The organism is bacterium (genome assembly GCA_035308905.1).
Classification (GTDB): Bacteria; Sysuimicrobiota; Sysuimicrobiia; order Sysuimicrobiales; family Segetimicrobiaceae; genus DASSJF01.
Genome location: DATGFS010000030.1, coordinates 78,937 through 103,617, shown reverse-complemented (window position 1 = coordinate 103,617; position 24,681 = coordinate 78,937). Strand labels below are relative to the sequence as shown.

Genomic DNA, 24,681 nt, shown 5'->3' with positions numbered 1-24,681 from the left:
CGAGGCGGTACTCTGCGGGGGGACGCAGCCGATGACGCAGCAGCAAACCAAGTACATCTTCGTCACAGGGGGCGTCGCCTCGGCGCTCGGGAAGGGCATCACGTCGGCCTCGCTCGGCCGTCTGCTCAAGAGCCGCGGGTGGCGGGTCAGCGCGCTGAAGTTCGACCCGTACGTCAACGTGGACGCCGGGACGATGAACCCGTTCCAGCACGGGGAGGTCTTCGTCACCGACGACGGCGCCGAGACCGACATGGACCTCGGGCACTACGAGCGGTTCATTGACGAGAGCCTCGGGCGCGACAACAACACGACGACCGGCAAGATCTACGGCGCCGTGATCGCCCGCGAGCGCCGGGGGGAGTACCTCGGCGGGACCGTGCAGGTCATTCCGCACGTCACGAACGAGATCCGCGACGAGATCAGCCGCGTCGCGCGCCTTCAGCGCGCGGATGTGATGATCGTCGAGGTCGGCGGAACGGTCGGCGACATCGAGAGCCTGCCGTTCCTCGAAGCGATCCGGCAGTTCCGGCGCTTTGTCGGCGAGGCCAACGTGATGTACGTGCACGTCTCGCTCGTCCCGTACCTCCGCGGCGCCGGCGAGCTCAAAACCAAGCCGACGCAGCACAGCGTCAAGGAACTGCGCAGCATCGGCATTCATCCGGACGTCATCGTGTGCCGGGCGGAGCGTCCGCTGTCGCGCAGCCTGCGCGACAAGCTGGCGTTGTTCTGCGACGTGACGCCCGAGGGCGTGATCCAGTCCATCGACGCGCAGAGCGTGTACGAAGTCCCGCTGGTCCTGGAGGACGAGGGACTCGCGCGCATCGCCGAAAAGCGCCTCGACCTGCCGGTCCGCGCGCCGGACCTGACGGACTGGCGCGTAATGGTCGACCGCCTGCTGAACTCGCCCGAAGTGGTCGAGATCGCGCTTGTCGGGAAGTACATGGGCAACGACGATTCCTACATCAGCATCGAGGAGGCGCTGCGGCACGGCGGGATCGCGACCGGCTGCCGTGTGCGCATCGTCAGGCAGGACTCCGAGGAGCTCGAGGCGCTCGACGAGGCCGGCGTGGCGGCGCGGCTCGGGCGGTTCCACGGCATCCTCGTATGTCCGGGGTTCGGCGCCCGCGGCGTGGAGGGCAAGGTGAAGGCCGCGCAGTTTGCGCGGACGTACGGCGTGCCGTTCTTCGGGGTCTGCTACGGCATGCAGTGGGCCGTGGTCGAGTTCGCGCGCCACGTCTGCGGACTCGAGGGCGCCAACACGACAGAAGTGGACCCGGCGACGCCGCATCCGGTGATCGATCTGCTGCCGGAGCAGAAGGCCGTGACGGACAAGGGCGGCACGATGCGGTTGGGCCTCTATCCCTGCCGGCTTGCCCCGGGTTCGCTCGCGCACGCGGCGTACGGGACGGACGACGTCGAGGAGCGCCACCGGCATCGGTTCGAGGTCAACAACGAATACCTGCCGGTTCTGACGCGCCACGGGCTGCGCGTGACCGGGCTCTACCCGGAGCGCAATCTCGTCGAGATCGTCGAGCTGCCCGGACACCCGTGGTTTCTCGGAACGCAGTTCCACGCGGAATATCGGTCGCGGCCGACGCGGCCGCATCCGCTGTACCGGTCGTTCGTGGCGGCGGCGCTCGCGCGGCAGCACAGCGTGGGCGCGGACGCCGCCGGGGACGGTCTCCGGCCGGAGGTCCCCCGGCAGACGGGGCATACAAAGGAGGCCTCCGCGCCAAGGGCGAACCGCTGACCGTACCGAGACCCGCGCCGCTCGAAGGGGTCGTGGCGGCGCGGTTAGTTTTCACTCTGGGTGGAGGGACACCGTATGGGACTGGTCTTCGTCAACGGCCGCTTCGTCTCCAAGGAGGAAGCCAGCGTCTCGGTCTACGACCACGGCTTCCTGTACGGCGACGGGGTGTTCGAAGGGATTCGCTGCTACAACGGCCGGATCTTCAAGCTGACCGAGCACGTGGACCGCTTGTTCGAGTCCGCCCGTACCCTGAAGCTCGAGATCCCGATGAGCCGCGACGAGGTCAGCGGCGCGATCGTGGAGACCGTCCGGCGCACCGGGCTGCGCGATGCCTACATCCGCCCGGTTGTGTCCCGCGGCCGCGGTGATCTCGGCATCGACCCCCGCAAATGCCCGAAGGCGAGCGTCGTGATCATCGTCGACACGATCCAGTTGTATCCGGAAGAGGCGTACCGCAAGGGGCTTCGGCTCGTGACGACCTCGACCCGGCAGCGGCCGGTCGACGTGCTCAACCCGCGCGTCAAGACCTGCAACTACCTCAACAACATCATGGCGCGCCTCGAGGTGAACCTGACCGGCGCCGACGAGGGCCTGATGCTGACGACGGAAGGCTACGTCGCCGAGTGCACCGCCGACAACGTCTTCATGGTGCGCAACGGGCGCGTCGCGACGCCGCCGGCGTACCTCGGCATTCTGCAGGGCGTGACACGCCAGACGGTGCTGGACCTCTGCGCTGCGATGGGCGTGCCGGCGGCGGAACAGGTGCTGACGCTGCACGACATCTACACCGCCGACGAGTGCTTCCTGACCGGCACCGGCGCGGAACTCGGGCCGGTCGTCGAGGTCGACGGACGGGCCGTCGGCACCGGCAAGCCGGGGCCGATCACGATGAAGGTGCTGGCCGCGTTCCGGGACCTCGCCACCCGCGAAGGCACCCCGGTCTACGAGACCACCGGAGCGCGAGGCGGCGACTGACCGAAGCGGTCGCATCCCTTCGGCGAATGCTCGAGGCGGGATGACGGGCGGCGCGCGCGTGCTCGGCAGCCGCCGGGTGTTCGCCGGCCGCGCCTTTTCGGTGCGCGTGGACGAGATGGAGAACGCCGGCGGCCGCCGGTGGGCGCTGGAAGTGGTGGAGCATCCCGGCGCGGTGGCGATGGTCGCGATGCTCCCCGACCGGGAGATCGTGCTGGTCCAACAGACACGGCACGCGGTCGGCCGGATGCTGTTCGAAATTCCCGCCGGGACGATCGAACCGCCCGAGACCCCGGAAGCCTGCGCGCGGCGCGAGCTCGCCGAAGAAGCCGGCTACGCCGCGCACGCGTGGGAGCGGCTCGCGACGTTCTATCCGGCTCCCGGTTTCTCCAACGAAGAGATGCATCTGTTTCTCGCGGAGGATCTGCATCCCGCGACGGCGGAGCGGGAGGAAGAGGATCTTACGGTGCACCGCGTCCCGCTCGCCGTCGCGCGGCGCCTCGTCGCGACCGGCGAGATCCGCGACGCGAAGTCGATCGTCGGCATCCTGCTCGCGGCGGAACGATTCGGCGTGCCGACGGCGTGAGCCGCTGCGCCCGCGTGGTGGTGCTGGTGCTCGACAGCTGCGGAATCGGGCCGGCCCCGGACGCGGCCCGCTACGGCGACGAGGGCTCGAGCACGCTGCCGCACACCGCGGCCGCCTGCGGCGGACTGCGGCTCCCCGTGCTGGGACGTTTCGGCCTGGGCCGCCTCGCCGAGATCGCCGGCGTTCCGCCGGCCGAGCATCCGGAGGGGGCCTTCGGCATTCTGACCGAGGTCTCGGCCGGTAAGGACAGTACGACCGGTCATTGGGAGCTGATGGGGCTCGTCCTCGACCGGCCCTTTCCGACGTACCCGCACGGCTTCCCGCCCGAGGTCATCAACGAGTTCGAATCGCGGATCGGCCGCCGGGTCCTCGGCAACCGGCCGGCGTCGGGCACGGTCATCATCGCGGAGTTGGGCGACGAGCACATGCGCACGGGGCGGCCCATCGTCTACACCTCCGCCGACAGCGTCTTCCAGATCGCGGCGCATGAATCGGTCATCCCGATCGACGAGCTCTACCGCATGTGCGAGACGGCGCGGGCCATTCTCACCGGCCCCCACGCGGTCAGCCGGGTCATCGCCCGCCCGTTTGTCGGCGAGCCGGGGCGGTTTGTCCGGACCGACCGCCGGCGGGACTTCTCGGTGCCGCCGCCGCGGGACACGGTGCTCGACCTCCTCGCGGCCGCCGGCGTGGCCGTGGTGGGCGTCGGCAAGATCCCGGACCTCTTCGCCGGACGCGGCGTCACCGCGGCCGTGCACACGCACGATGACATGGACGGGCTCGCACAAACGGTGCGGGCGCTCGACGGCCTCGACCGCGGATTCGTCTTCACGAACCTCGTCGATCTGGATACGCAGTACGGCCACCGGAACGACCCGAAAGGCTACGGCGCCGACCTCGAGCGCATCGACGCCAGGCTCGACGAGGTGTGCCGGCGCCTCGGTCCAACGGATCTCCTCGTGATCACCGCGGACCACGGCAACGATCCGACCACGAGCAGTACGGATCATTCGCGGGAGGTCGTGCCGCTGCTCGCCGCCGGTCCCGGGATTCGGGGCGGCGTGGACCTCGGCGTCCGGCGCACGTTCGCCGACGTCGGCGCCACGGTCGCCGAGGCGCTCGGCGCTTCCGGGACCGGCGCCGGCACGAGCTTCCTCGACCAGGTGCTCCGGGCGTGACGGGGTCCGAGCCGGATCCGGGGCGGGCGGCGCTTGACGAAGCGGTTGCGGTGGTGCGGGCGCACGCCCGGATCGCGCCGGGCTGCGGCATCGTGCTCGGCAGCGGCCTCGGCGGCCTGGCCGAGGAGATCGAGGCCGAGGCCGTCGTGCCGTACCGGACGATTCCGCACTTTCCGGTGCCGACCGCCGAGGGCCACGCGGGCGAATTGGTGCTGGGCCGGCTCGAGGAGCGGCCGGTCGCGGCGCTTCGCGGCCGCGCGCATCTATATGAAGGCTACACAGCGCGGGAGGTCGTCTTTCCCGTGCGGCTGCTCGCGGCGCTCGGTACCTCGGCGCTCATCCTGAGCAACGCGGCGGGCGCGTTGAACCCGGCGTTTCGGCGCGGCGACCTCATGCTGCTCACCGATCACATCAACTTCACCGGCACGAATCCGCTCGTCGGTCCGAACGACGACCGCCTCGGGCCCCGGTTCCCGGACATGTCGCAGGTCTACGATGCATCGCTGCGGAGGCTGGCCGAGGCCGCGGCGCGGGCGGACCGGACGCCGCTGCGCGCCGGCGTGTATGCCGGGGTGATGGGTCCGTCCTACGAGACGCCGGCGGAAATTCGGATGCTTCGCGCCTTCGGAGCGGACGCGGTGGGCATGTCGACGGTGCTCGAGGCGATCGCGGCGCGGCACGCCGGCATGCGCGTGCTCGGTATCGCGGCGATCACCAATGCGGCGGCCGGGGGGGAGGGGACCCTTTCGCACCAGGACGTTCTGGCGGCGGCCGCGGCGGTCGGCCCCCGTTTCGTCAGCCTCGTGCGAAGGATCGTGCGCGACCTCCCCGGCGACGGGGACGTCGGGCGCGTGCCGAGGCGGACGCGGCAAGACGCCTGATCTCGTCCGTCCCGAGGCCCATCGACGCCCACGCGCTGACCTTGTGCGCGCCGAGCCGCCGGTAGAACCTGATCGCCGGCGTGTTCCAGCGCAGCACGCTCCACGCCATCCGCCCGCAGCCGGTGCGCACGGCGATGCGGGCGAGCGCGCGCATCATCGCCTGCCCGGCGCCGTGTCCGCGCTCGCGCGGCAGCACGAAAATATCCTCGATGTACAGCGTCGGCCGGCCCGCGAACGTCGAGTAGGTCATGAGGTAGATTGCCACCCCGACGGGCGTCGCGCCGCGGCGGCAGATCAGCGCCCTGAAGTAGGGCCGCCGCCCGGACCCGTGCCGGCGCAGCCGCGCGGGCGTCGCCTCGACCTGCCGGCGCCGCCGTTCGTACACGGCGAGGCCCATCAACAGCGTCCAAACGATGGGGAATTCCCGGGCGGAGGCGGGTCGAACGGTGATCGGGACGTCGGCCGCGCGCGCGATAGCGATGTCCTCCCGGAGCCAGGGTCCTGCATCACTCGAGTCGCAAACGGCCGTCGGTTCGACGCGACGCGCACCTGGGCCTGCGGCGCGGACTAAAGATGCGCCTCCTGCCCGGAGGTTTTGTCCGGCGCCAAGGGTAAGAACGTTCGACGATGCGAGCGTACGACGTCATCCGAGCGAAACGGGACGGCGAGGCCCTCGCGCCGGAGACGGTCCGGGAGTTTGTCGGCGCGTTCGTCCGCGGCGACGTCTCGGACGCCGAGATGGCGGCGTTTCTGATGGCGGTCTACTTCAAGGGCCTCTCCGCGGCCGAGACGGCGGCACTCACCCGGGCGATGGTCGAGAGCGGGGAGACGCTCGATCTCAGCGGCATCGCCGGCCCGACGGTCGACAAGCACAGCACCGGCGGCGTCGGCGATAAGACGTCGCTGGTCGTCGTGCCGCTCGCGGCCAGCGCCGGCGCGCGCGTCGCCAAGTTGTCCGGGCGCGCCCTCGGCCACACCGGCGGGACGCTCGACAAGCTCGAGGCCATTCCGGGCCTGCGCGTCGAGCTCGAGCCCCGCGCGCTCGTCGCGCAGGTCAACCGCGTCGGGTGCGCGATCGCCGGCCAGTCGGCGAAGCTCGTGCCGGCGGACAAACGGCTGTACGCGCTGCGCGACCGCACCGCGACCGTCGACAGCGTCGCCCTCATCGCTTCGAGCGTGATGAGCAAGAAGATCGCCTCCGGCAGCCGGGCGATCGTGCTGGACGTCAAAACCGGCAGCGGCGCGTTCATGAAGACCGCCGCCGAATCGCGGGCGCTGGCCGCGGCCATGGTGGAGATCGGGCGGGCCGCCGGCCGCCGCACCGCCGCGGTCCTGAGCAGCATGGAGCAGCCGCTCGGCCGGACGGTGGGCAACGCCGTCGAGGTCGAAGAGGCGATCCGCACGCTGCGCGGCGAAGGTCCCGACGACCTCAAAGAGCTCTCGTTGGCGCTCGGGGCGCAGATGCTCGTCCTCGCGGGCGTGGCGGCCGACGCCGCCGGCGCCCGCGCGCGCCTCGAGAGCGCCCTTGCGAGCGGCGACGGCGCCCGAACGCTGGCCGCGATGGTCGAGGCGCAGGGCGGGGATCCCGAGGTCGTCGAGCACCCGGAGCGGCTTCCGCGGGCGAAGGTGGAGCGGCCGGTGGCCTCGCCGGCCGACGGCTTTGTCACCGGCATCGACGCGGAAGCAATCGGGTACGCGGCGATCGCGCTCGGAGCGGGCCGGTCGAAGGCCGGCGACCGGATCGATCCCGCGGCGGGGATCATTCTCGAGCGGAAAACCGGTCACGCCGTGCGCCGGGGCGAGGCGCTCGTGCGGCTGCGGGCGGCCGACGAAGCGCGGACGGCCGAGGCCGGCCGCCGGATCCTCGACGCGTATCGCATCGGGCCGGAGGCGCAGGGCGCGCCGTCCCTCGTGCTGGACGTCATCGCGTAGCGCCGACGGCGTGCCGCCGGTGCGGCACGCGGAAACGCGGGGAGGTGCACCGTGGCGTTTCGAACAATCGGCGTCGCCGGCTTCGGGCTCATGGGCTCGGGGATTGTGGAGGTCTGCGCCAGGACCGGCTACGACGTCGTCGTCCGCGAAGTCTCCGACGACCTGCTCGCCCGGGGGCTCGACCGCCTCGATCGGTCGCTCGGCCGGGGCGTGGAACGCGGCAAGCTCTCCGCCGCGGACCGGGACGCCGCCCGGAAGCGCGTGCGCGGAACGACGCGCCTTCCGGATCTGGCGGGGTGCGACCTCGTCATCGAGGCGATCGTGGAGTTGATGGACGCGAAGAAGGCGCTCTACACGCAGCTCGACCGGCTGTGCCCGCCGGGGACGGTGTTCGCCAGCAACACAAGTTCCCTCAGCATCACCGAGATGGCGTCGGTGACGCGCCGGGGCGACCGGTTTATCGGCATGCATTTCTTCAATCCGGTCCCGGTGATGAAGCCGGTGGAACTCGTGCGCGGGTTCCTGACGTCGGACGAGACGCTCGGTGCGGCGCGGGCCTTCTGCGAGGCGCTCGGCAAGACCGTCGTCGTCTGCAAAGACTCGCCCGGCTTCATCGTCAATCTGCTGCTGGTGCCGTATCTGCTGGACGCGGTGCGCGCGCTCGAGCTGGGCGTCGCGACCCGGGAAGACATCGACACCGCGGTCCAGCTCGGCCTCAACCATCCGATGGGGCCGCTCACCTTGCTCGATTTCGTCGGCATCGACACGACCTACTACATCGCCGAGGCGATGTATCAGGAGTTCAAGGACGCGCGGTACGCGGCGCCGCCGCTCATGCGCAAGATGGTGCTGGCCGGGTACCACGGACGCAAGACCGGACGGGGATTCTACGAGTATCCCGAGGGGCGCCGGTGAAGACGTTCGAGGCCTACGCGGAGGACCTGCTGGCGCGCTCCGGGGTGCCCGGGGCCGCGGCCGCGGCGGCCCGGAACGACGCCGTCGTCTACGCGCGCGGATTCGGGGCGGCGGACCTCGAGCGCGCGGTCCCCGCCGGGCCCGAGACGATCTTCGGCGTGGCTTCGGTCACCAAGTCCTTCACCGCGGCGGCGATCATGCGGCTCGCGGACGAGCACCGGCTCTCCGTGGACGACCCGGTGGTCCACTATCTGCCGGAGTTCCGGGTGCCGCGCGGCGACGCCGCGGCGATCAGGATTCACCACTTCCTGACGCACACCCCCGGGTTTCCGCCCCTTCCGTCGCGCTGGTACGCCTTCGGCGCGAGCGCCCGCGAGGATCCGGACGGCCCTCCCCCGCCGGTGCGCGTCGAGGACCGCCCGCCGTTCGCGACCGCCGGCGATTTGATGGCCTACCTCGCCGAGAGCGACTGGATGCCGCTCGGGCCGCCCGGCGCCCAGTTCAGCTACTGCAACGAAGGGTACGCCCTGCTGGGCGAGATCATCGCGCGGGTGAGCGGCCGGCCGTATGCGCGCTTCGTGACCGAGGAGGTCATCGGCCCTGCCGGGCTCGCGCACACGACGTTTGGACCGGCGTCGGAGCCGTTGGACGGCGTCACGACGCCGTATGTGGCGCGGACCGGCAACGGGACGCGCGGCGCCGTCCCGGCGCGGACCTGGTGGTACTCCGAGGTCTGGAACCCCGCCGGCGGCATCTGCGCCACCGCCACGGACCTCCTGCATTACCTGACGCTCTACCGTACAGGCGGTGTCGCCGGCGGCCGGCGGATTCTGTCGGAACGCGCGGTCGCCGCCATGACCCGCGCGCACATCGCGATCGCGCCGGGGCAGGGCTACGGCTACGGCCTCGCCGTCCTGCCCGACTACCGGGGCGGCGCGCTCGTCGAGCACGGGGGCGGCCGTCGCAGTATCTCGGCGCACGTCGCCCTGGTACCCGCGCACGGGCTCGCCGTCGCGGTCCTCGCCAACCTCGCGGACGCGCCGGTCCGCACGATCGCCCACGGCCTGCTGAACGTCCTCCAGGGCGCTCCGCCGGAGACGCCGGCGATCGCCTATCCCGACTACGTCTGCGCGCCGGAGCGCCTCGCGGCCTACGCGGGCGAGTATCGCTCAGGCGAAGGCATGGTGCTGCGCGTCCGGGCCGCGGACGGCCGTCTCCTGGTCGAGGTCGACGGCGAGCCGCTGACGGCGCGCGCGGTGGGGCCCGACGCGTTTGTCGTGAGCCCGCGCGGCGCGGAGCAGTACCTGCACTTTCAGATGGACGGGGCGCCGCGGGCCCGCGCGGCGGCCTACGGCCTCCGCATCATCCGGCGGACGAGGTAGGAGAAATACAGCACGTAGGTTCGGGTCGCGGCCGCCACGAACGAAAGGTGCGATGGAATTCACCCTGAACGAAGAGCATCGCTTGGTGCAGACCACGGTGCGGGAGTGGGCCACGACGCGCCTGCTGCCGATCGCCGCGGAGATGGACCGCCGCGGCGCCTATCCGCGGGAGCTCTTGCGCGAGCTGGGCGAGATGGGCCTCATGGGCGTCTTCATCCCCGAGGAGTACGGGGGCGGCGGGATGGACACGGTCTCCTACGCCGTCGTCCTCGAGGAGGTCGCCCGCGCCGAGGCCGCGCTCGCGGCGGTGCTCTCGGTCAACAACTCGCTCGACTGCTTTCCGATCTTCGCCTTCGGGACGGAGGCGCAGAAGCGGACGTATCTCACCGAACTGGCGCGGGGCCGGAAGCTGGGGTGCTACTGTCTCACCGAGCCCACCGCCGGATCGGACGCGGCGGCGCTGCGCGCCACGGCCCGGCGCGACGGCGATCACTGGGTGCTGAACGGCACCAAGATCTTCGTCACGAACGGCGTCGAGGCCGACGTGCTGATCATCTACGCCCGGACCGGCGGGGAGGGAGCGCGCGGGATCAGCGCCTTCATCGCCGAGCGCGGCGACCCCGGGCTCAGCGTCGGCAAGATCGAGCACAAACTCGGGATTCACGCCAGCAGCACGTGTGAGATCGTCTTACAAGACTGCCGGCTTCCCGCGGCCCGCCTGCTCGGCGAAGAAGGGAAGGGCTTCACGGTCGCGATGGCCACGCTCGACGGCGGCCGGATCGGGATCGCCGCGCAGGCCCTCGGCATCGCCCGTGCCGCCATGGAAGATGCCGTCGCCTACGCGAAAGAGCGCCGGCAGTTCGGGCGAACGATCGCGGACTTCCAGGCGACGCAGTGGAAGATCGCGGACATGGCGACGCGGATTCAGGCCGGCCGGCTCCTCATGTACCGGGCCGCGTGGATCCGCGACCAGGGCCGGCGCCACACGCTCGAGGCATCGATCGCCAAGCTGTTCGCCTCCGAGACGGCGATGTGGGCGGCGACCCAGGCGGTGCAGATCTTCGGAGGGTACGGGTATATTCAAGACTACCCGGTCGAACGGCATTTTCGCGACGCCAAGATCACCGAATTGTACGAGGGAACGTCCGAGATCCAGCGGCTCGTGATCGCTCGGAGCGTCCTCGGCGGAGGGCAGGCGTGAACATCGTTGTCTGCGTCAAGCACGTTCCCGACACCGAGGTCCCGATCCGGATCCGCGCCGACGGGCGGGGCATCGAGGAGAGCGGGCTCAATTTCGTCCTCAACTTCTATGACGAGCACGGCGTCGAGGAGGCGCTGCGGATCAAGGAGCGCTTCGGCGGCACCGTGACGCTCGTGACGGCCGGGCCGGCGCGGGCGGTCGAAGCCCTGCGTACCGGTCTGGCGATGGGGGCCGACGCGGCGATCCACATTCAGGAGCCGGCGCTCGCCTCGCTCGATCACATCGGCACGGCCCGGGTGCTGGCGGCGGCGATCAAGTCCGTGCCGTGCGACCTCGTGCTGTGCGGGAAACTCTCGACCGACGACAACGCGGCGATCGTGGGGCCGGCCCTCGCGGAGTTCCTCGGGCTGCCGCAGGCGACCGCGGTCACCAAGTTGGACCTGGGCGACGGCAACGCCACCGCGCACCGCGAGGTCGAGGGGGCCGTCGAGGTCCTCGAGGTGACGCTGCCGGCCGTCATCACAGTCGAGCGCGGGATCAACGAGGCGCGCTATCCGTCGCTTCCCGGCATCATGCGGGCGAAGCGGACCCCCGTGACCGTGCGCACCCTCGCGGACCTCGGGATCACCGCGCCACCGCCCGCGCACGTCGAGCTGCTGGGATTGACCCCGCCCCCCAAGCGGCAGGCCGGACGGCGCCTGGAGGGCGAGCCGGCGGCAGTCGTCCACGATCTCGTCCGCGCGCTGCGCGAGGAGGCGAAGGTGCTGTGAGCGCGGCCTCCGACGTCTGGGTCATCGCCGAGCACGCGGGCGGCCGTCCGCGCAAGATCACCTACGAGCTCCTGGGCCTGGCCAAGACGCTGGCCGGGCCGATGAAGGTCCACGCCGTCGCCGCCGGACGGGGCATCGCCGCCCTGGCCGACGATCTGGCCGCCCACGGCGCCCACGTGGTCCACGTCGCCGAGTCGCCGCTGCTCGAGCCGTACACGACGGACGCGCACGCGCAGGTCGTGGGCTCACTGCTCGCCGGCGCCGCGCCGGGGCTGGTGCTCGTCGGCAGCACGGCCGCGGGCCGCGATCTGGCGCCGCGGCTCGCCGCGCGCCTCGACGCAGGCATCGTGACCGACTGCGCGTCGGTCGCGGTCGAGGACGAGCGGGTGGTCGCCACGCGACCGGTCATGACCCGCAAGGCGATCGCGCGGGTCGCCTACGGCGATGGGATGCGAATCGCGGTGGTGCTGCCGAACATCTACCCGCCCGCGCCCGCGGAGGCGGGCCGGTCCGCCGAGGTGCGGACCGTTCCCGTCGGCCTCGACCCGGGGTCGATCCGCACGCGCGTCATCGAGGTCTCGGCGATCAAGCGCGAGACGGTGCCGCTGACCGAGGCCGACATTATCGTCTCGGGAGGGCGCGGGCTCCGGGGCCCGGAGAACTTCGCTCTGCTCGACAAGCTCGCCGGGATCCTCGGCGCCGCGGTGGGTTCGAGCCGGCCGCCGGTCGATTCCGGGTGGGTCCCGCACGATTACGAGATCGGCCAGACGGGCAAAACCGTCAATCCCCAGCTGTACATCGCCTGCGGCATCTCCGGTGCGCCGCAGCACCTCGCCGGCATGTCCGGGTCGCGCTGTATCGTCGCGATCAACAAGGACCCGCAGGCTCCGATCTTCGGCATCGCGACCTACGGCGTGGTGGGCGACGTCTTCGAGATCCTGCCGCTCCTGACCGAAGAGGTCCGGAAGCTCAAGGGGGCGGCCACGGACGGGGGCCGCACGGCCCCGTCTGACCCCGGCTCCGCGGGGCGGGACGGCGCGGGGCGAACGGCCGGCGGCTGATGGCGGAGCACGGCGAACGCGCGGCCCAGTTCAGCACGATCTCGAATCTCGAGATCAAACGGCTGTACACCGCGGACGACCTCGCGCAGGACGACCCGGCGCGCGACCTCGGCGCCCCCGGGAAGTATCCGTACACCCGCGGCATCCACGCCACCATGTACCGCGGGCGGCTGTGGACGATGCGGATGTTCGCGGGGTTCGGGTCGGCCGAGGACACGAACGCGCGCTTTCACTACCTCCTGCGGCAGGGCCAGACGGGCCTCTCCACCGCCTTCGACATGCCGACCCTCATGGGCTACGACTCCGACCACCCGCGCTCGCTGGGAGAGGTGGGGCGCGAAGGCGTCGCGATCGACAGCGTCGAGGACATGGACCTCCTGCTGCGCGACCTGCCGCTCGACGAGGTCACCACCTCGATGACGATCAACGCCCCCGCGAACGTGCTGCTCGCGATGTACGTGGCGGTGGCGACGGCGCGCGGCCTCAGCCCGGCGACGCTGGGCGGGACGACGCAGACCGACATCCTGAAGGAGTTCATCGCGCAGAAGGAGTGGATTGTCCCGCCGCGCCCGAGCATGAAGCTCATTCAAGATCTCATGGTGTACGGCACGCGGGAGCTGCCGCGCTGGAACACGATCAGCATCAGCGGCTACCACATACGGGAAGCGGGCGCCACCGCGGTCCAGGAGCTCGCCTTCACGCTCGCCGATGGGATCGCGTACGTGCAGGCAGGCATCGACGCCGGGCTCGAGGTGGACGCGTTCGCGCCGCGGCTGTCGTTTTTCTTCGACGTCCACAGCGATTTCTTCGAAGAGATTGCCAAGTTCCGCGCCGCCCGCCGGATGTGGGCCCGGTTGATGCGGGAGCGGTTCCGCGCGCGCAACCCCCGGTCGCTCACGCTGCGGACGCACGCGCAGACGGCCGGCGTGAGCCTGACCGCGCAGCAGCCGCAGAACAACATCGTCCGGACCGCGCTCCAGGCGCTCGCCGCGGTGCTCGGGGGCTGCCAGTCGCTGCACACGAACTCGCTCGACGAGACCTACGCGCTGCCGACGGAAGAAGCCGCGACGCTGGCGCTGCGGACTCAGCAGATCATCGCGCACGAGACCGGGGTGACCAACACCGTCGATCCGGCCGGCGGCGCCTATTTCATCGAGGCGCTGACGGACCGCGTCGAAGCGGACGCGGCCGCCTACATCCGGACGATCGACGAGATGGGCGGGATGCTGCCGGCGATCGAGCAGGGGTACCCGATGCGCGAGATCGCCGAGGCGAGTTACCGGTACCAACAGCAGATCGAGCGGCGCGAGAAGGCGATCGTCGGGGTCAACGAGTTCGCCGACCACGCCACGGTGCCGATCCCGCAGTTGCGGATCGATCCCGAAGTCGAGCGCCGGCAGATCGAGCGCGTGCGCCGGATCCGCGTCACGCGCGATCAGGCCGCCGCGCGGCGGGCGCTCGATGCCCTCCGGCGCGTGACCGACGCCGGGGGCAACACGATGCCGGCGATCGTGGACGCCGTGCGCGCCCGCGTGACCATCGGCGAGATCTGCGACGTGTTCCGGCAGGCCTACGGAGAGTACCGCGAGCAGGCGGTCTTGTAGCCTAACAGATTACTTCCGCGCTGGGTAAAATGCCCTTTGCGCGCTGTGTCGCGCAAGAACGGACCGGCGCCGCCGGTCCGGAAGGGCAGGTGTCTTCGGGGTGAGATCCGTTCTCGTTGTCGCACTGGCGGCCATGCTGGCGACCGGCATCGTGTCGCCGAGGCCCGCGGCCGCCCAAACGCCGCTCTCGTACAATCTCACACTGACCGGGGCCTCGTACTCCGGCGCTCGTCCATCGGGCACGATCTCGGGAACGTTCGGCGGGGTGGCCGCCGGCGGTACCTACTCGGGCGGCGTCTGGACCCTCGCGGTCTACGGCCGTCCATTTGCCACCGGCACGTACGCGTGTCTCCGGATCTGCCGGTTCGACGGAACCACCCTCGCGGGGCGCGCGGTGGTCTACGCGTGGACCTCGCAGGTGCCGACGTGGGACGCGCGGGTGCAGGTGAGCGCGGGGGAGATCAGGGGGCTACTTTTCTCCCGCAACGATTGGTCCGCGCTGGTAGGGGCGTGGGCACGGGCGAACGGCCTCCCGCCCGGGCTGCAGACACGGCTCATCGTAGACGCCCAAACCGGGATGTAGGCTCGACCGGGACCGCTCGAAGCGGACACGTAGACGAGGCCGCGGCGGAACGCCGCGGCCTCGTCATATTCACCGCCGACCTCGCGACCGGCCGCCGTTACGCGGGCGCCGTCCCGAGGGCGCGCACGTACCGCGCCGCCGAACGCGCGACCGCCGCCTTGGCGCCGGACGGTACGCTCCGGTCGAACCAGCCTCCGTAGATCCGATCGAACTCCAGGCGCTCGACCGCCCCGGCGATACGCTGCACCGTCTGGGCGGGCAGCGGGATATAGTTCGGATAGGAATACATGAAGCTCACGGCCTGCCGGTCGGGGACGGCCTGAATGGTGTCGCCCGTCAGCAGCGCGCCGCGCTCGCCGGCCCCCGCGGGCCAGTGCAGCACCGTCGACCCGCGGAAGTGGCCGCCGCAGCGCACCAGCATAAGGCCGCCCGGCAGCGCCCGGCGGTCGCCGTCCCAGAACTCGATCACCGGATCGGGCCGCATCACGTACCGGCGGTCCGCCTCGGCCAGATAAATCGGCACGCGCCCGAACGCGCGGCTCCAGTCGACCATCGCCGCGTAGAAGTGCGGGTGCGAGATCGCGATCGCCGCCAGTCCCCCCATCGCCGCGATGGCCTCGACCACGGCGCCGTCGAGAAGGCTCGTGCAGTCCCACAGCACGTTGCCCTCCGGGGTCCGCACGAGCAGCGCGCGCTGCCCGATCGCAAACGACGGCTCCATCCCGATGCCGATCAAGCCGGGCTCCTCGGCCCGGAGGACGCTGCGGTGGGACCGGCGGAGGGCCTCCGGCGTCGTCCAGGCCTGTCCCCGCGGGTTTACGAACTGGCGCTCGTCTTCGCAGATCGGGCACGACGCGGGCGGCTCGGGCCGCTCGCCGTGCTGGACGCCGCAGGTGACGCAGATGTAGGCGGGCATGCGGGCAGGTTCGCGGCCTGTCTGCCACGGGACCTCCCCGTCCCGTTCCCCGCCGAAACATGGGATAATAACGGCGTGACACAGGCGCGCATTCGGATTCTCGTCGCGAAGCCCGGGCTCGACGGCCACGATCGCGGGGCCAAGGTCGTCGCGCGGGCGCTCCGGGACGCGGGCTTCGAGGTTATCTACACCGGACTGCACCAGACCCCGGAGATGATCGCGACCGCGGCGATCCAGGAGGACGTCGACGCGATCGGGCTCAGCATCCTCTCCGGCGCGCACAACGTGCTGCTGCCGAAGATCGTGGAGCTGCTGCGCGCGCAGGGCGCGGGGGACGACAAGGTCTTCGCCGGCGGGATCATTCCCGACGAGGACATGGCCGGCCTGGAAGCCGCCGGCATCGCCGCGGTGTTCACGCCCGGGACGACGCTCGAGCGCATCGTGGCCTGGGTGCGGGACAACGTCAAGCCGCGGGGCGTCGCGGCATGAAAGTGCTGATCCGCCACCAGAAGCGCGAGGTCGAGGTCCAAGGGGCCCGCCGCGTCCGCGAGCTCCTCGTCGAGCTCGGCATCAACCCGGAGTCCGTGCTGGTCATCCGCGGCGCCACGCTGCTCACCCACGACGCCCGCGTCGCCGACGAAGACACCGTGGAGCTGCGGCCGGTCGTCTCCGGCGGCAGTTCGGCGCGTACGGGAGGCATCGCCTGATGCGCTGTCAGAAAGAGAAGTGCACCGCGGGGGCGACGGTCGAGATCCGCCGCCACCACACCGCGTTCTGCAACGAGCACTTTCTCGAGTTCTTCGAGCGGCAGGTCGCCCGCGCGATCGAGCATGAGCGCATGTTCACGCGCGACGACCGGGTCCTCGTGGCGGTCTCCGGCGGGAAGGACAGTCTCGCCCTCTGGGACGTCCTGCGCCGTCTCGGCTACCAGACGACCGGCCTGTACATCAATCTGGGCATCGGCGAGTACTCGGCGGAGTCGCAGCGCAAGTCCGTCGCGTACGCCGAGGCCCAACAGGCCGAACTGGTGCTCGCGGATATCCCCGCGACCTACGGCATGGGCGTGGAGGCGTTCGCGCGGGCGACGGGACGCGTCAGTTGCTCGGCCTGCGGTCTCAGCAAGCGGTACTTGTTCAACAAGGTCGCGCGCGACGGCGGGTTCACGGTCGTGGCCACCGGGCACAACCTCGACGACGAGGCGGCGGTGCTGCTCGGCAACCTGCTGCACTGGCAGACCGAGTATCTCGCCCGGCAGGCGCCGGTGCTCGACAGCACGCATCCCGCCCTCGTCCGGAAGGTCAAGCCGTTCTTCCGGATCGCCGAGCGGGAAACCGCCGCCTACGCGATCATCCGGGGCATCGACTATATCCTCGACGAGTGCCCGAACAGCGTCGGCGCCCGCAGCCTTCTATATAAAGAGGCGCTCAACGTCCTCGAGCAGGCGGCGCCCGGCACCAAGCAGAGCCTGTACTGGGGGTTCCTCGAGCGCGGGCGGCCGCTTGTTCAGGGACAGGACAACGTCGACCTTCGCGCCTGCCTCCACTGCGGACAGCCCACGACCGGGGAGGTCTGCGCGTTCTGCCGCATGACGGAGCGCGCGGCGGAACGCATGCGCCTCCGGCGGGCCGGCGCGGCCGCGATCTCGCCCGCTTCAACGTCATAGTGGCCGGCCAGTTCGCCCCGGGCGATCGGCCGGCATGAGGGGGCTCGCCGAAGGCGATTCCGTCGTCCTCTACGACCGCCGGCGGCGCCGCTACATGATCACGCTCCGGCGCGGCGGCACCAGCGACCTGCGGGGCGGCCGGGTCGCGCACGACGACCTGCTGGGACGGACCGAAGGCGGAACGATCCGGTCGACTCGGGGCGAGCGGTTCCTCGTGCTGCGGCCGACCCTCGGCGAGTTCGTGCTCGAGATGCCGCGGGGCGCCCAGGTCGTCTATCCCAAGGATCTCGGCGCGATCATCGTGGCGGCCGACGTGTTTCCGGGGGCGCGCGTCCTCGAGGCCGGGACCGGATCCGGCTCGCTGACGATGGCCTTGGTCCGTGCGGTGGGGCCGGAGGGCCGCGTCGTAAGCTATGAACTGCGCGAGGATTTCGCGCGCGTCGCCGAGCGCAACATCACCCGCTATCTCGGGGAGACCCGGTCGCTCGTGCTGCGGCGGCGGGATCTCGCCGACGGCGTCCTTCCCGACGACGCGCCGGTCGACCGCGTGGTCCTCGACCTGCCGGAGCCCTGGCGGATGGTGCCGCAGGCCGAGGGCGCGCTCCTCTCGGGCGGAATTTTCCTCAGTTACCTGCCGACCGTCCCTCAGGTGATGCAGATCGCGGAGACCCTGCGCGCCGCGGGGACGTTCGGGCTCATCGAGACCGTCGAGATCCTACTGCGACCCTGGAACGTCGACGGGCGCAGCGTCCGGCCGGCTCACCGCATGGTCGCCCACACCGGCTTCCTCGTGACGGCGCGCCGGGTGGAGCCCGGCGCCGATCCCTCGGGCATCATGGCCCGCGCGGCGGCGTTATCGTCCGAGGAGGCCGATCAGGCCGACCACGATGAGATAGAGCGCGACGATGTAGTTGAGGAGCCGCGGGATAAGCAAGATGAGAATACCCGCGATGAGGGCGACGAGCGGTGAGAGCCGGGCGAACGTCACAACGGTCTCGTGCGGCACGGTGTCCCTCCGGGACGCCAAGGTGCGCGGCGTACACGCTTCTACTTACCCAGAGGGCGGGTGGCGGCCATGCGTGATGTGGTGATCCTGAGCGCAGTCCGGACCCCGATCGGCCGCTTTCAAGGCGCGCTCGCGGCCGTGCCGGCGCCGCGTCTGGGCGCCGCGGCGATCGCCGAAGCCGTGCGCCGGGCGGCGGTCCCGCCGGATCAGGTCGACGAAGTCTACATGGGCATCATCCTCGCCGCCGGCGTCGGCCAGGCTCCGGCACGCCAAGCCTCGATCTACGGCGGGCTGCCCAACACCGTCCCCGCGACGACCGTCAACAAGATGTGCGGCTCGGGGCTCAAAGCGGCGATGCTCGGCACGCAGGCGATCCAGGCCGGCGACGCCGAGATCATCGTCGCCGGCGGCATGGAGAACATGAGCGCGGCGCCGTATCTGTTGGACAAGGCGCGCACGGGCTACCGGATCGGCCACGGACAGCTCGTGGACACGATGATCCGCGACGGGTTGTGGGACGCCTACACCGACCAGCACATGGGCAGCTGCTGCGAGCTGCTGGCGCGCGAGTACCGGATCTCGCGGGAGGCGCAGGACGAATACGCGCGGCGGTCCTACACTCGCGCGCTCGAGGCGCTCGACTCGGGGCACTTCCGGCGGGAGACGGTCGCGGTCGAAGTGGCCAACGGGCGTGCGCCCAAAACGGTGGCCGAGGATGAGGAACCCCGCCGCTTCCAGCCGGAGAAGCTCTCGTCGCTGCCGCCGGTGTTCGAGCGGGACGGCACCGTGACCGTCGCCAACGCGTCCTCGATCAGCGACGGCGGAGCGGCGCTGATCCTCGCGTCGGCCGACGCCGCGCGGAAAATGGGGGCCAAGCCGCTGGCCCGGGTCGTCGGCCAGGCGGTGTCCGCCCGCGCGCCGGAGTGGTTCACGATCGCGCCGGTCGGCGCCATCCAGAAACTGCTGGCCAAAGTCGGCTGGTCCGCGGACGGCGTGGATCTCTACGAGATCAACGAGGCCTACGCCGCCGTCGTGCTGGCGGTGACGCGCGAGGCGGGCATCGATCTCGACCGGGTCAACGTCCACGGCGGCGCCGTGGCGCTCGGCCACCCGGTCGGGGCGAGCGGAGCGCGGATCCTCGTAACGTTGCTCAACGCGATGGCGGAGCGCGGCGCGAAGCGCGGCGTCGCCGCGGTCTGCCTCGGCGGCGGCGAAGCGGTCGCGCTCGCCGTGGAGCGCGCCTGACGGAGGCGCAATTTGACACGCCCTCGCGGCGCGTGATATCGTGTGTTTCGGCGGCGCCGGCTCCAGTCTTGGGGCCGGCGGTTGTTTATCGGAGGACCACAGAGCGCCGGGGCTCGGAGGGAAGAAGCGCGTGGACGGGGTGTCGACGACCACGATCGGCCAGGACGTCCTGCTCGGCGACGTGCAGCACCATCGGCTCGTCGTAGGCGGGGTGCCGGCCGCGGAGCTCGCGCGCGAGCACGGCACCCCCGTGTACGTCATGGACGAGGCGCGCCTGCGGGCGAACTGCCGCGCCTACGTCACCGCCCTGCGCGCCGCCTACCCGCGCTCGCGCCCGATCTTCGCCAGCAAGGCGCTGTGCTGCGTCGCGACGTGCCGGCTGGCCTACGACGAGGGCCTCGCGGTCGACGTCGTGTCGGCCGGCGAGATCCATACCGCCCTGCGCGCCGGCGTGCCGGCCGCCGATCTCCTCCTGCACGGCAGCAACAAGACACCCGACGAGATGCGGCTCGCGCTCGAGCGCGGGGTGGGGCGGATCGTCGTGGACAATTTCTACGACCTGGAGCTGCTCGACGGGCTGACGCGGGGCACGGGCCGCACCGCGGACGTCCTGCTGCGTCTCACGCCCGGCATCGAGCCGCACACCCACCACGCCATTCAGACGGGCGGCGTCGACAGCAAGTTTGGATTCGGCGTCGTCGACGGCACCGCCCGGGAGGCCGTGGCGCGCACGCTCGCGCTGCCGGGCATCCGGCTGCGCGGTCTGCACTGCCACATCGGATCGCAGGTCATGGATCTCGACCCGCTCGTCCGCGCCGCGGAGGCGATGATGGATTTCGCCGCGTGGATGGCGCGCGACCATCAGGCGCCGGTGGACGAGCTCGACCTCGGCGGCGGCCTCGGGATCCGCTACCTGCCGGCGGACGAGCCGCCGGCGATCGACGCGTACGTGAACGCGCTGGCGGGGGTCGTGCGCCGGCGCGCGGAGGAACACCGGCTCCCGCTGCCGCTTCTCATGGTGGAGCCGGGCCGGTCCATCGTCGGCGACGCGGGGATGACCCTCTACACGGTCGGCGCGGTCAAGACGATCACCGGCGTGCGCACCTACGTGTCGGTGGACGGCGGCATGTACGAGAACCCGCGCCCGGCGCTCTATCAGGCGCGATATCAGGCGGTGCTCGCGGACCGCCTCGGGGAGCCGGCGGCCGAGAAGGTGACCGTGGCGGGCCGGTGCTGCGAGTCCGGCGACGTGCTGATTTGGGAGTCGCACCTGCCGCGGCCGCGCCCGGGCGACCTCCTCGCGGTGTTCAGCACGGGCGCCTACAACTACTCGATGGCCAGCAACTACAACCGCTACCCGCGCCCGCCGATCGTCTTCGTGCGCGACGGGCGGTCCCGCGTCGTCGTCGCCGGCGAGACGATCGACGATCTGCTGGCGCACGACCGGCCGCTCGCCCCGTAGGGCGCCGCAGCCCTCCGCCGCGCCGGTGCTTGGGTTCGGCGATCCGCTCGGGATCGCGATCACGCTCGCGGCGGTGCTGGTCGCGGCGACCTTCCACGAATTCGCCCACGCCTTCGTCGCCGACCGGCTCGGGGATCCCACGCCGCGGGCGCTCGGACGGCTGAGTCTCAATCCGCTCGTCCATCTCGACCTGCTGGGGACGTTGTTCTTCGTGGTGTTCGGGTTCGGCTGGGCGCGCCCCGTGCCGGTCAACCCGCGCCATTTCGCCGATCCGCGCCGCGGCATGCTGCAGGTGGCGCTCGCCGGCCCGCTCGCGAACATCACGCTCGCCTTCGTGGTGGGCGCGCTGCTCAAGGTGCCGGACCTGCCCGGCGGCCCGCTGGCTGCGGAGGTCCTGTCGGCCCTCATTTGGATCAATGTCATTCTCGCGCTTTTCAACCTGATTCCGATTCCGCCCCTCGACGGCTCGCGAATTTTGGAGTCTCTGTTGGTCGGCCGTCAGGCGCTGACCTACTCGAGGCTGCAGCCATACGGGACGCTCCTGCTGCTGGTGCTGCTCTACACCGGGGTGGTGGGCCGGATCATGCTGCCGGCCGCGCGCTGGCTCTATCACGCCTCGACCGGCGGCCTGCCGGGGCTCTAGAACCGGCCGCGACCGGGGCAGGAACGCCGCCGGGAACCTCGAATATGCGGCGGAACCACTGCTCGGGGTCACCGACGGGCTTTTCGACGCAGCAGAGGACGCAGCACCGACTCGTTGCAGCAGCGGATGGAGGAACGGACGTGGCCTACCACGTGCAGTGCGAGGTCTTCGAAGGCCCCATTGATCTGCTCGTCAGTCTCGCCCACCGCGGTCAGATCGATCTCTCGCGCGTCCCGCTCCGCCGGCTCGCCGAAACGTACCGGGAGCAGGCGCGTGTCAATCCCGCGCTCGATGAAGCGACCGACGTCCTCGTGCACCTGGCCGTCCTGGCGGACCTGAAGGCCCGCACGCTGGTCCCGAAGGCGCCGCCCGCGGAGGCTCCGCCGCCCGTGGAAGAGGCGGCCGGCGATCTCCGGGACCGCCTGGGCGCGCAAATGGCGGAATATCTGCAGTTTCGCGAGGCCGCGCAGGCGCTGCGGCACCTCGAGCAGGTGCAGGGCCAGATCTTCGGCCATCCCACGGCCGCGGCCGACCTCGGCGATGAGGTGCTCCTCGACGGGGTCACCATCGAGGACCTCTTCACCGCCTTCAACCAGGTCCTGCACCGGGCCAAAGACGCCCCGAAGGAGATCGCAGGCGAGCAGTTCACGGTCGAGCAGAAGATGGCGGCGGTCGTCCGCGCGCTCGACGTCGCCGGGGGAACCGTCCTGTTCGGCACGCTGTTCCGGACCGGCGCGAGCCGGCTGGAGATCATTGTCACGTTTCTGGCGTTGCTCGAGCTCATCAAGTCGCGGCGGATCCGCGCGCGGCAGTCGAAGGCGTTTGACGAGATCGAGATCGTTCTGGTGCAAGCTCGTGGGACCGCGGCACCGGCCAAAGATGCCGGGACGGGGGTGGAGCCGCGATGAGCGCCGCCGGCCACACCAACGGGTTCGGGGGCAACGGCCGCCGCGCCACCGGGGGATCGGTCTCGGTGGAATCGCCGCATCACATCCCGGCAGGAGGCCTCGGAGCGGCCGGAGGTCCCGCGACAGACGGGGCGGCCTCGGACGGTCCGGCGCGCTCCGCGGGCCGGGCGGGCGAACCGGTCGAGGCGCGCAACATTATCGAGTGCCTGCTCCTCGCGCGTGGGGGCATCCTCAAGATCGGGGAAATCAAGAAAGTACTGGATATCCCGGAGCCGGAAATCCGCGCGACGCTGGCCGCGCTGACCGTCGAGTACGGCGGTCGCGGGCTGCAGATTCAGGAAGTGGCCGGCGGCTATCAGCTGTGCACGCGGCCGGAGTACGGCGCGCACGTCCAGCGCCTGCTGCGGCTCGACGAACTGGACCCGCTGACCCGTGCGACGCTCGAGGTGCTGGCGATCGTCGCGTACCGGCAGCCTGTCACCCGGGCCGAAGTCGATGTCGTACGAGGCGTGCAATCGGTGCATCATCTGATAAAATTGCAGGATCGGCGGCTGATCCGCGAGATCGGCCGGCGGCCCGGTCCGGGGCGGCCGATTCTGTACGGGACCACGGAGGGATTTCTACGCTACTTCGGTCTGAGGGATATCGCGGCGCTGCCCGCGGCCGGGAATGGTAATGGAACGCCGACGCTCCCGCCCACGGCACCCTAGGTCTGTGACCACGGCCCGCCGGCTCGCCGCGCTCGCGATGACCGCGGCTCTGGTCATCGGCGTGACCGCGGGGTCCACCGGTCCGCTGGAGCCGCCGTTGACCGCCGGCCTGCCGGGACGCGTCGTTACGACCGGCCCGGCGTCCACCCCCGCGCCGGCGGTGCTGCCGCTGATCTTGTCGGTCAGCCAACCGGCCTACCGGCCCTGGGACGTTCCGTCGATCCGCTATCAAGTAGCATCAACGGCGCCGGTGCGCGTGACCGCGACCGCCGCCATCCTGGTCGACGGCCGGTCCGGTCAGGTGCTCTATGGACACAACCCCCATCTGATCTGGCCCCCGGCCAGCACGACCAAGATCATGACCGCGCTGGTCGCCGCCGAGTCGACGCCGCTGTCCACCCTGATCACCATCAGCCCGCAGGCGGCGCACTTCCGCGACGGCTCGGTCGTCGGCCTGCCCGAGGGCGCGCGCATTCCGCTGCACGATCTGCTGTACGCCCTGTTGCTGCCGTCCGGAAACGACGTGGCCCTCGCCATCGCGGAGGGCACCGCCGGCACGGTGAACGCGTTTGTCGCCAGGATGAACGCGGAGGCCCGGCGGCTCGGCGCGACCCAGACCCATTTCGGCTCGCCGCACGGCCTGTACACGCCGGACAACTACACGACGGCGTACGATCTCACGGTGATCACGCGCGCCGCCCTGCGCAATCCGACGATCGCGGAGATCGTGCGGACGAAGAAGTGGACGTTCCAGCCGGCCGGGTACGCGCCGCGCGTCCTCTACAACCACAACAGACTGCTCGCCCGCTATCCCGGCGCCGACGGCGTGAAGACGGGGTACGTGGACGAGAGCGGGCTCACCCTGGTCGCCTCCGCGACTCACGGAGGGTGGCGTCTGATCGCGGTCGTCCTGCATACCCGCGACATGTGGGGGGATGCGACGCGGCTTCTGTCGTACGGCTTCGCGCACTTCCACCCGACGACGCTGGCCCGCGCCGGTGAAAGCCTCGCCGTCGTCGAGCTGCCCGCCTCGAAGCGCGCTGTGGTCGGGATCGTTGCGAGCGACGTGACCGCCGTCACGACGCCTGGGGAGAACGTCGTTCGCCGTGTCAGCCTGGCCACGGACCTGAACACCCCCCTCCGCCGGGGCGACCGGATCGGCGAAGTCGTGTTCTCCGCCGGCGGCCGGCTCGTCGGCGTCTCGCCGCTCGTGGCGGCCGAGGACGTGACGACCGAGCGTACCGGGATCGAACAGTTCGTCGACTGGATCGGACACGCGGTGGGATCCATCCTGGGAGCCGCGATCCTCTAGC

General features: G+C 70.9%; 25 protein-coding genes and 1 pseudogene. 23 read left to right on the top strand and 3 right to left on the bottom strand.

Annotated features, from left to right (window positions below):
- The first annotated feature begins 31 nt into the window (after positions 1–31).
- The 5 genes from VKT83_08935 (at position 32) to VKT83_08915 (ending at position 5,367) form a co-directional block, all read left to right on the top strand.
- Positions 32–1,750: a CTP synthase gene (locus VKT83_08935; GenBank protein ID HLY22578.1), complete on the top strand. Its 1,719-nt coding sequence runs from the start codon at positions 32–34 to the stop codon at positions 1,748–1,750.
- A 75-nt stretch (positions 1,751–1,825) separates the two neighbouring features.
- Positions 1,826–2,725 (top strand): branched-chain-amino-acid transaminase, encoded by a 900-nt coding sequence (ilvE, locus tag VKT83_08930; GenBank protein HLY22577.1) that lies wholly within the window; start codon positions 1,826–1,828, stop codon positions 2,723–2,725.
- 40 nt (positions 2,726–2,765) lie between these two features.
- Positions 2,766–3,308, top strand: coding sequence for an NUDIX hydrolase (locus VKT83_08925; protein ID HLY22576.1), 543 nt, complete (start codon positions 2,766–2,768; stop codon positions 3,306–3,308).
- Entirely contained in the window at positions 3,305–4,486 is a 1,182-nt protein-coding gene (locus VKT83_08920) for a phosphopentomutase (GenBank protein ID HLY22575.1), read from the top strand. The genes VKT83_08925 and VKT83_08920 overlap by 4 nt, the downstream gene beginning before the upstream one ends.
- On the top strand, positions 4,483–5,367 hold the full coding sequence (locus VKT83_08915; GenBank protein HLY22574.1) for a purine-nucleoside phosphorylase: 885 nt from the start codon (positions 4,483–4,485) through the stop codon (positions 5,365–5,367). The genes VKT83_08920 and VKT83_08915 overlap by 4 nt, the downstream gene beginning before the upstream one ends.
- Here the strand turns inward: VKT83_08915 and VKT83_08910 are convergent.
- The gene (locus tag VKT83_08910) at positions 5,282–5,764 is read right to left on the bottom strand and encodes a GNAT family N-acetyltransferase (protein HLY22573.1); all 483 of its coding nucleotides are present in this window, start codon (positions 5,762–5,764) and stop codon (positions 5,282–5,284) included. The two genes, VKT83_08915 and VKT83_08910, sit on opposite strands and share 86 nt — an antisense overlap.
- 230 nt (positions 5,765–5,994) lie before the next feature.
- Here VKT83_08910 and VKT83_08905 point away from each other — a divergent pair, with 230 nt between their 5' ends.
- The 8 genes from VKT83_08905 to VKT83_08870 all read left to right on the top strand — a co-directional run bounded on the left by VKT83_08905 (position 5,995) and on the right by VKT83_08870 (position 14,815).
- Positions 5,995–7,299, top strand: a complete 1,305-nt coding sequence (locus tag VKT83_08905) for a thymidine phosphorylase (protein ID HLY22572.1) — start codon at positions 5,995–5,997, stop codon at positions 7,297–7,299.
- 51 nt (positions 7,300–7,350) lie between these two features.
- Positions 7,351–8,214, top strand: a complete 864-nt coding sequence (locus tag VKT83_08900; GenBank protein HLY22571.1) for a 3-hydroxybutyryl-CoA dehydrogenase — start codon at positions 7,351–7,353, stop codon at positions 8,212–8,214.
- The gene (locus VKT83_08895) at positions 8,211–9,596 is read left to right on the top strand and encodes a serine hydrolase domain-containing protein (GenBank protein ID HLY22570.1); all 1,386 of its coding nucleotides are present in this window, start codon (positions 8,211–8,213) and stop codon (positions 9,594–9,596) included. The genes VKT83_08900 and VKT83_08895 overlap by 4 nt, the downstream gene beginning before the upstream one ends.
- Positions 9,597–9,648: 52 nt before the next feature.
- The gene (locus VKT83_08890) at positions 9,649–10,797 is read left to right on the top strand and encodes an acyl-CoA dehydrogenase family protein (GenBank protein ID HLY22569.1); all 1,149 of its coding nucleotides are present in this window, start codon (positions 9,649–9,651) and stop codon (positions 10,795–10,797) included.
- A complete protein-coding gene (locus tag VKT83_08885; GenBank protein ID HLY22568.1) occupies positions 10,794–11,567 on the top strand; it encodes an electron transfer flavoprotein subunit beta/FixA family protein in 774 nt (257 codons plus the stop codon). The genes VKT83_08890 and VKT83_08885 overlap by 4 nt, the downstream gene beginning before the upstream one ends.
- Positions 11,564–12,628, top strand: a complete 1,065-nt coding sequence (locus tag VKT83_08880) for an electron transfer flavoprotein subunit alpha/FixB family protein (GenBank protein ID HLY22567.1) — start codon at positions 11,564–11,566, stop codon at positions 12,626–12,628. Before VKT83_08885 ends, VKT83_08880 begins: the two co-directional genes overlap by 4 nt.
- Positions 12,628–14,232: a methylmalonyl-CoA mutase family protein gene (locus VKT83_08875; GenBank protein HLY22566.1), complete on the top strand. Its 1,605-nt coding sequence runs from the start codon at positions 12,628–12,630 to the stop codon at positions 14,230–14,232. The genes VKT83_08880 and VKT83_08875 overlap by 1 nt, the downstream gene beginning before the upstream one ends.
- A gap of 100 nt (positions 14,233–14,332) precedes the next feature.
- Positions 14,333–14,815, top strand: a complete 483-nt coding sequence (locus tag VKT83_08870) for a hypothetical protein (protein ID HLY22565.1) — start codon at positions 14,333–14,335, stop codon at positions 14,813–14,815.
- 97 nt (positions 14,816–14,912) lie between these two features.
- On the opposite strand, the gene VKT83_08865 is transcribed toward VKT83_08870, so the two are convergent.
- Positions 14,913–15,731: an MBL fold metallo-hydrolase gene (locus VKT83_08865; GenBank protein HLY22564.1), complete on the bottom strand. Its 819-nt coding sequence runs from the start codon at positions 15,729–15,731 to the stop codon at positions 14,913–14,915.
- 75 nt (positions 15,732–15,806) lie between these two features.
- On the opposite strand from VKT83_08865, the gene VKT83_08860 reads away from it, so the two are divergent.
- The 4 genes and pseudogenes from VKT83_08860 (at position 15,807) to VKT83_08845 (ending at position 18,133) form a co-directional block, all read left to right on the top strand.
- Complete coding sequence (locus VKT83_08860) at positions 15,807–16,220, top strand: cobalamin B12-binding domain-containing protein (GenBank protein HLY22563.1); 414 nt, start codon at positions 15,807–15,809, stop codon at positions 16,218–16,220.
- A complete protein-coding gene (locus tag VKT83_08855; protein ID HLY22562.1) occupies positions 16,217–16,438 on the top strand; it encodes a MoaD/ThiS family protein in 222 nt (73 codons plus the stop codon). Before VKT83_08860 ends, VKT83_08855 begins: the two co-directional genes overlap by 4 nt.
- Positions 16,438–17,394 carry an ATP-binding protein gene (locus tag VKT83_08850; GenBank protein HLY22561.1) on the top strand — a complete coding sequence of 319 codons (957 nt, stop codon included), beginning with the start codon at positions 16,438–16,440 and terminating at the stop codon, positions 17,392–17,394. Before VKT83_08855 ends, VKT83_08850 begins: the two co-directional genes overlap by 1 nt.
- 34 nt (positions 17,395–17,428) lie before the next feature.
- A pseudogene (locus tag VKT83_08845) lies at positions 17,429–18,133 on the top strand (tRNA (adenine-N1)-methyltransferase).
- Between the two features lie 114 nt (positions 18,134–18,247).
- On the opposite strand, the gene VKT83_08840 reads toward VKT83_08845, so the two are convergent.
- Positions 18,248–18,382, bottom strand: coding sequence for a DUF3096 domain-containing protein (locus VKT83_08840; GenBank protein HLY22560.1), 135 nt, complete (start codon positions 18,380–18,382; stop codon positions 18,248–18,250).
- Positions 18,383–18,469: 87 nt separating this feature from the next.
- Here VKT83_08840 and VKT83_08835 point away from each other — a divergent pair, with 87 nt between their 5' ends.
- From VKT83_08835 to VKT83_08810, 6 genes are all read left to right on the top strand, one after another.
- A complete protein-coding gene (locus tag VKT83_08835) occupies positions 18,470–19,645 on the top strand; it encodes an acetyl-CoA C-acyltransferase (GenBank protein ID HLY22559.1) in 1,176 nt (391 codons plus the stop codon).
- A gap of 130 nt (positions 19,646–19,775) precedes the next feature.
- Positions 19,776–21,107, top strand: a complete 1,332-nt coding sequence (gene lysA / locus VKT83_08830) for a diaminopimelate decarboxylase (GenBank protein ID HLY22558.1) — start codon at positions 19,776–19,778, stop codon at positions 21,105–21,107.
- A gap of 25 nt (positions 21,108–21,132) precedes the next feature.
- On the top strand, positions 21,133–21,750 hold the full coding sequence (locus VKT83_08825) for a site-2 protease family protein (GenBank protein HLY22557.1): 618 nt from the start codon (positions 21,133–21,135) through the stop codon (positions 21,748–21,750).
- 140 nt (positions 21,751–21,890) lie between these two features.
- A complete protein-coding gene (locus VKT83_08820) occupies positions 21,891–22,658 on the top strand; it encodes a segregation/condensation protein A (GenBank protein ID HLY22556.1) in 768 nt (255 codons plus the stop codon).
- Positions 22,655–23,368 (top strand): SMC-Scp complex subunit ScpB, encoded by a 714-nt coding sequence (gene scpB, locus VKT83_08815; GenBank protein ID HLY22555.1) that lies wholly within the window; start codon positions 22,655–22,657, stop codon positions 23,366–23,368. Before VKT83_08820 ends, scpB begins: the two co-directional genes overlap by 4 nt.
- A gap of 4 nt (positions 23,369–23,372) precedes the next feature.
- Positions 23,373–24,680, top strand: coding sequence for a D-alanyl-D-alanine carboxypeptidase family protein (locus tag VKT83_08810; GenBank protein ID HLY22554.1), 1,308 nt, complete (start codon positions 23,373–23,375; stop codon positions 24,678–24,680).
- The last annotated feature ends 1 nt before the right edge of the window (position 24,681 follow it).

What these genes read in the sequence shown, in the direction of transcription:
- VKT83_08935 (HLY22578.1), top strand. Translation starts at nt 32, where the DNA reads ATGACGCAGCAGCAAACCAAGTACATCTTCGTCACAGGGGGCGTCGCC.
- VKT83_08925 (HLY22576.1), top strand. Translation starts at nt 2,766, where the DNA reads ATGACGGGCGGCGCGCGCGTGCTCGGCAGCCGCCGGGTGTTCGCCGGC.
- VKT83_08855 (HLY22562.1), top strand. Translation starts at nt 16,217, where the DNA reads ATGAAAGTGCTGATCCGCCACCAGAAGCGCGAGGTCGAGGTCCAAGGG.
- VKT83_08890 (HLY22569.1), top strand. Translation starts at nt 9,649, where the DNA reads ATGGAATTCACCCTGAACGAAGAGCATCGCTTGGTGCAGACCACGGTG.
- VKT83_08905 (HLY22572.1), top strand. Translation starts at nt 5,995, where the DNA reads ATGCGAGCGTACGACGTCATCCGAGCGAAACGGGACGGCGAGGCCCTC.
- ilvE (HLY22577.1), top strand. Translation starts at nt 1,826, where the DNA reads ATGGGACTGGTCTTCGTCAACGGCCGCTTCGTCTCCAAGGAGGAAGCC.
- VKT83_08865 (HLY22564.1), bottom strand. Translation starts at nt 15,731, where the DNA reads ATGCCCGCCTACATCTGCGTCACCTGCGGCGTCCAGCACGGCGAGCGG.
- VKT83_08910 (HLY22573.1), bottom strand. Translation starts at nt 5,764, where the DNA reads ATGGGCCTCGCCGTGTACGAACGGCGGCGCCGGCAGGTCGAGGCGACG.
- VKT83_08850 (HLY22561.1), top strand. Translation starts at nt 16,438, where the DNA reads ATGCGCTGTCAGAAAGAGAAGTGCACCGCGGGGGCGACGGTCGAGATC.
- scpB (HLY22555.1), top strand. Translation starts at nt 22,655, where the DNA reads ATGAGCGCCGCCGGCCACACCAACGGGTTCGGGGGCAACGGCCGCCGC.
- VKT83_08875 (HLY22566.1), top strand. Translation starts at nt 12,628, where the DNA reads ATGGCGGAGCACGGCGAACGCGCGGCCCAGTTCAGCACGATCTCGAAT.
- VKT83_08835 (HLY22559.1), top strand. Translation starts at nt 18,470, where the DNA reads ATGCGTGATGTGGTGATCCTGAGCGCAGTCCGGACCCCGATCGGCCGC.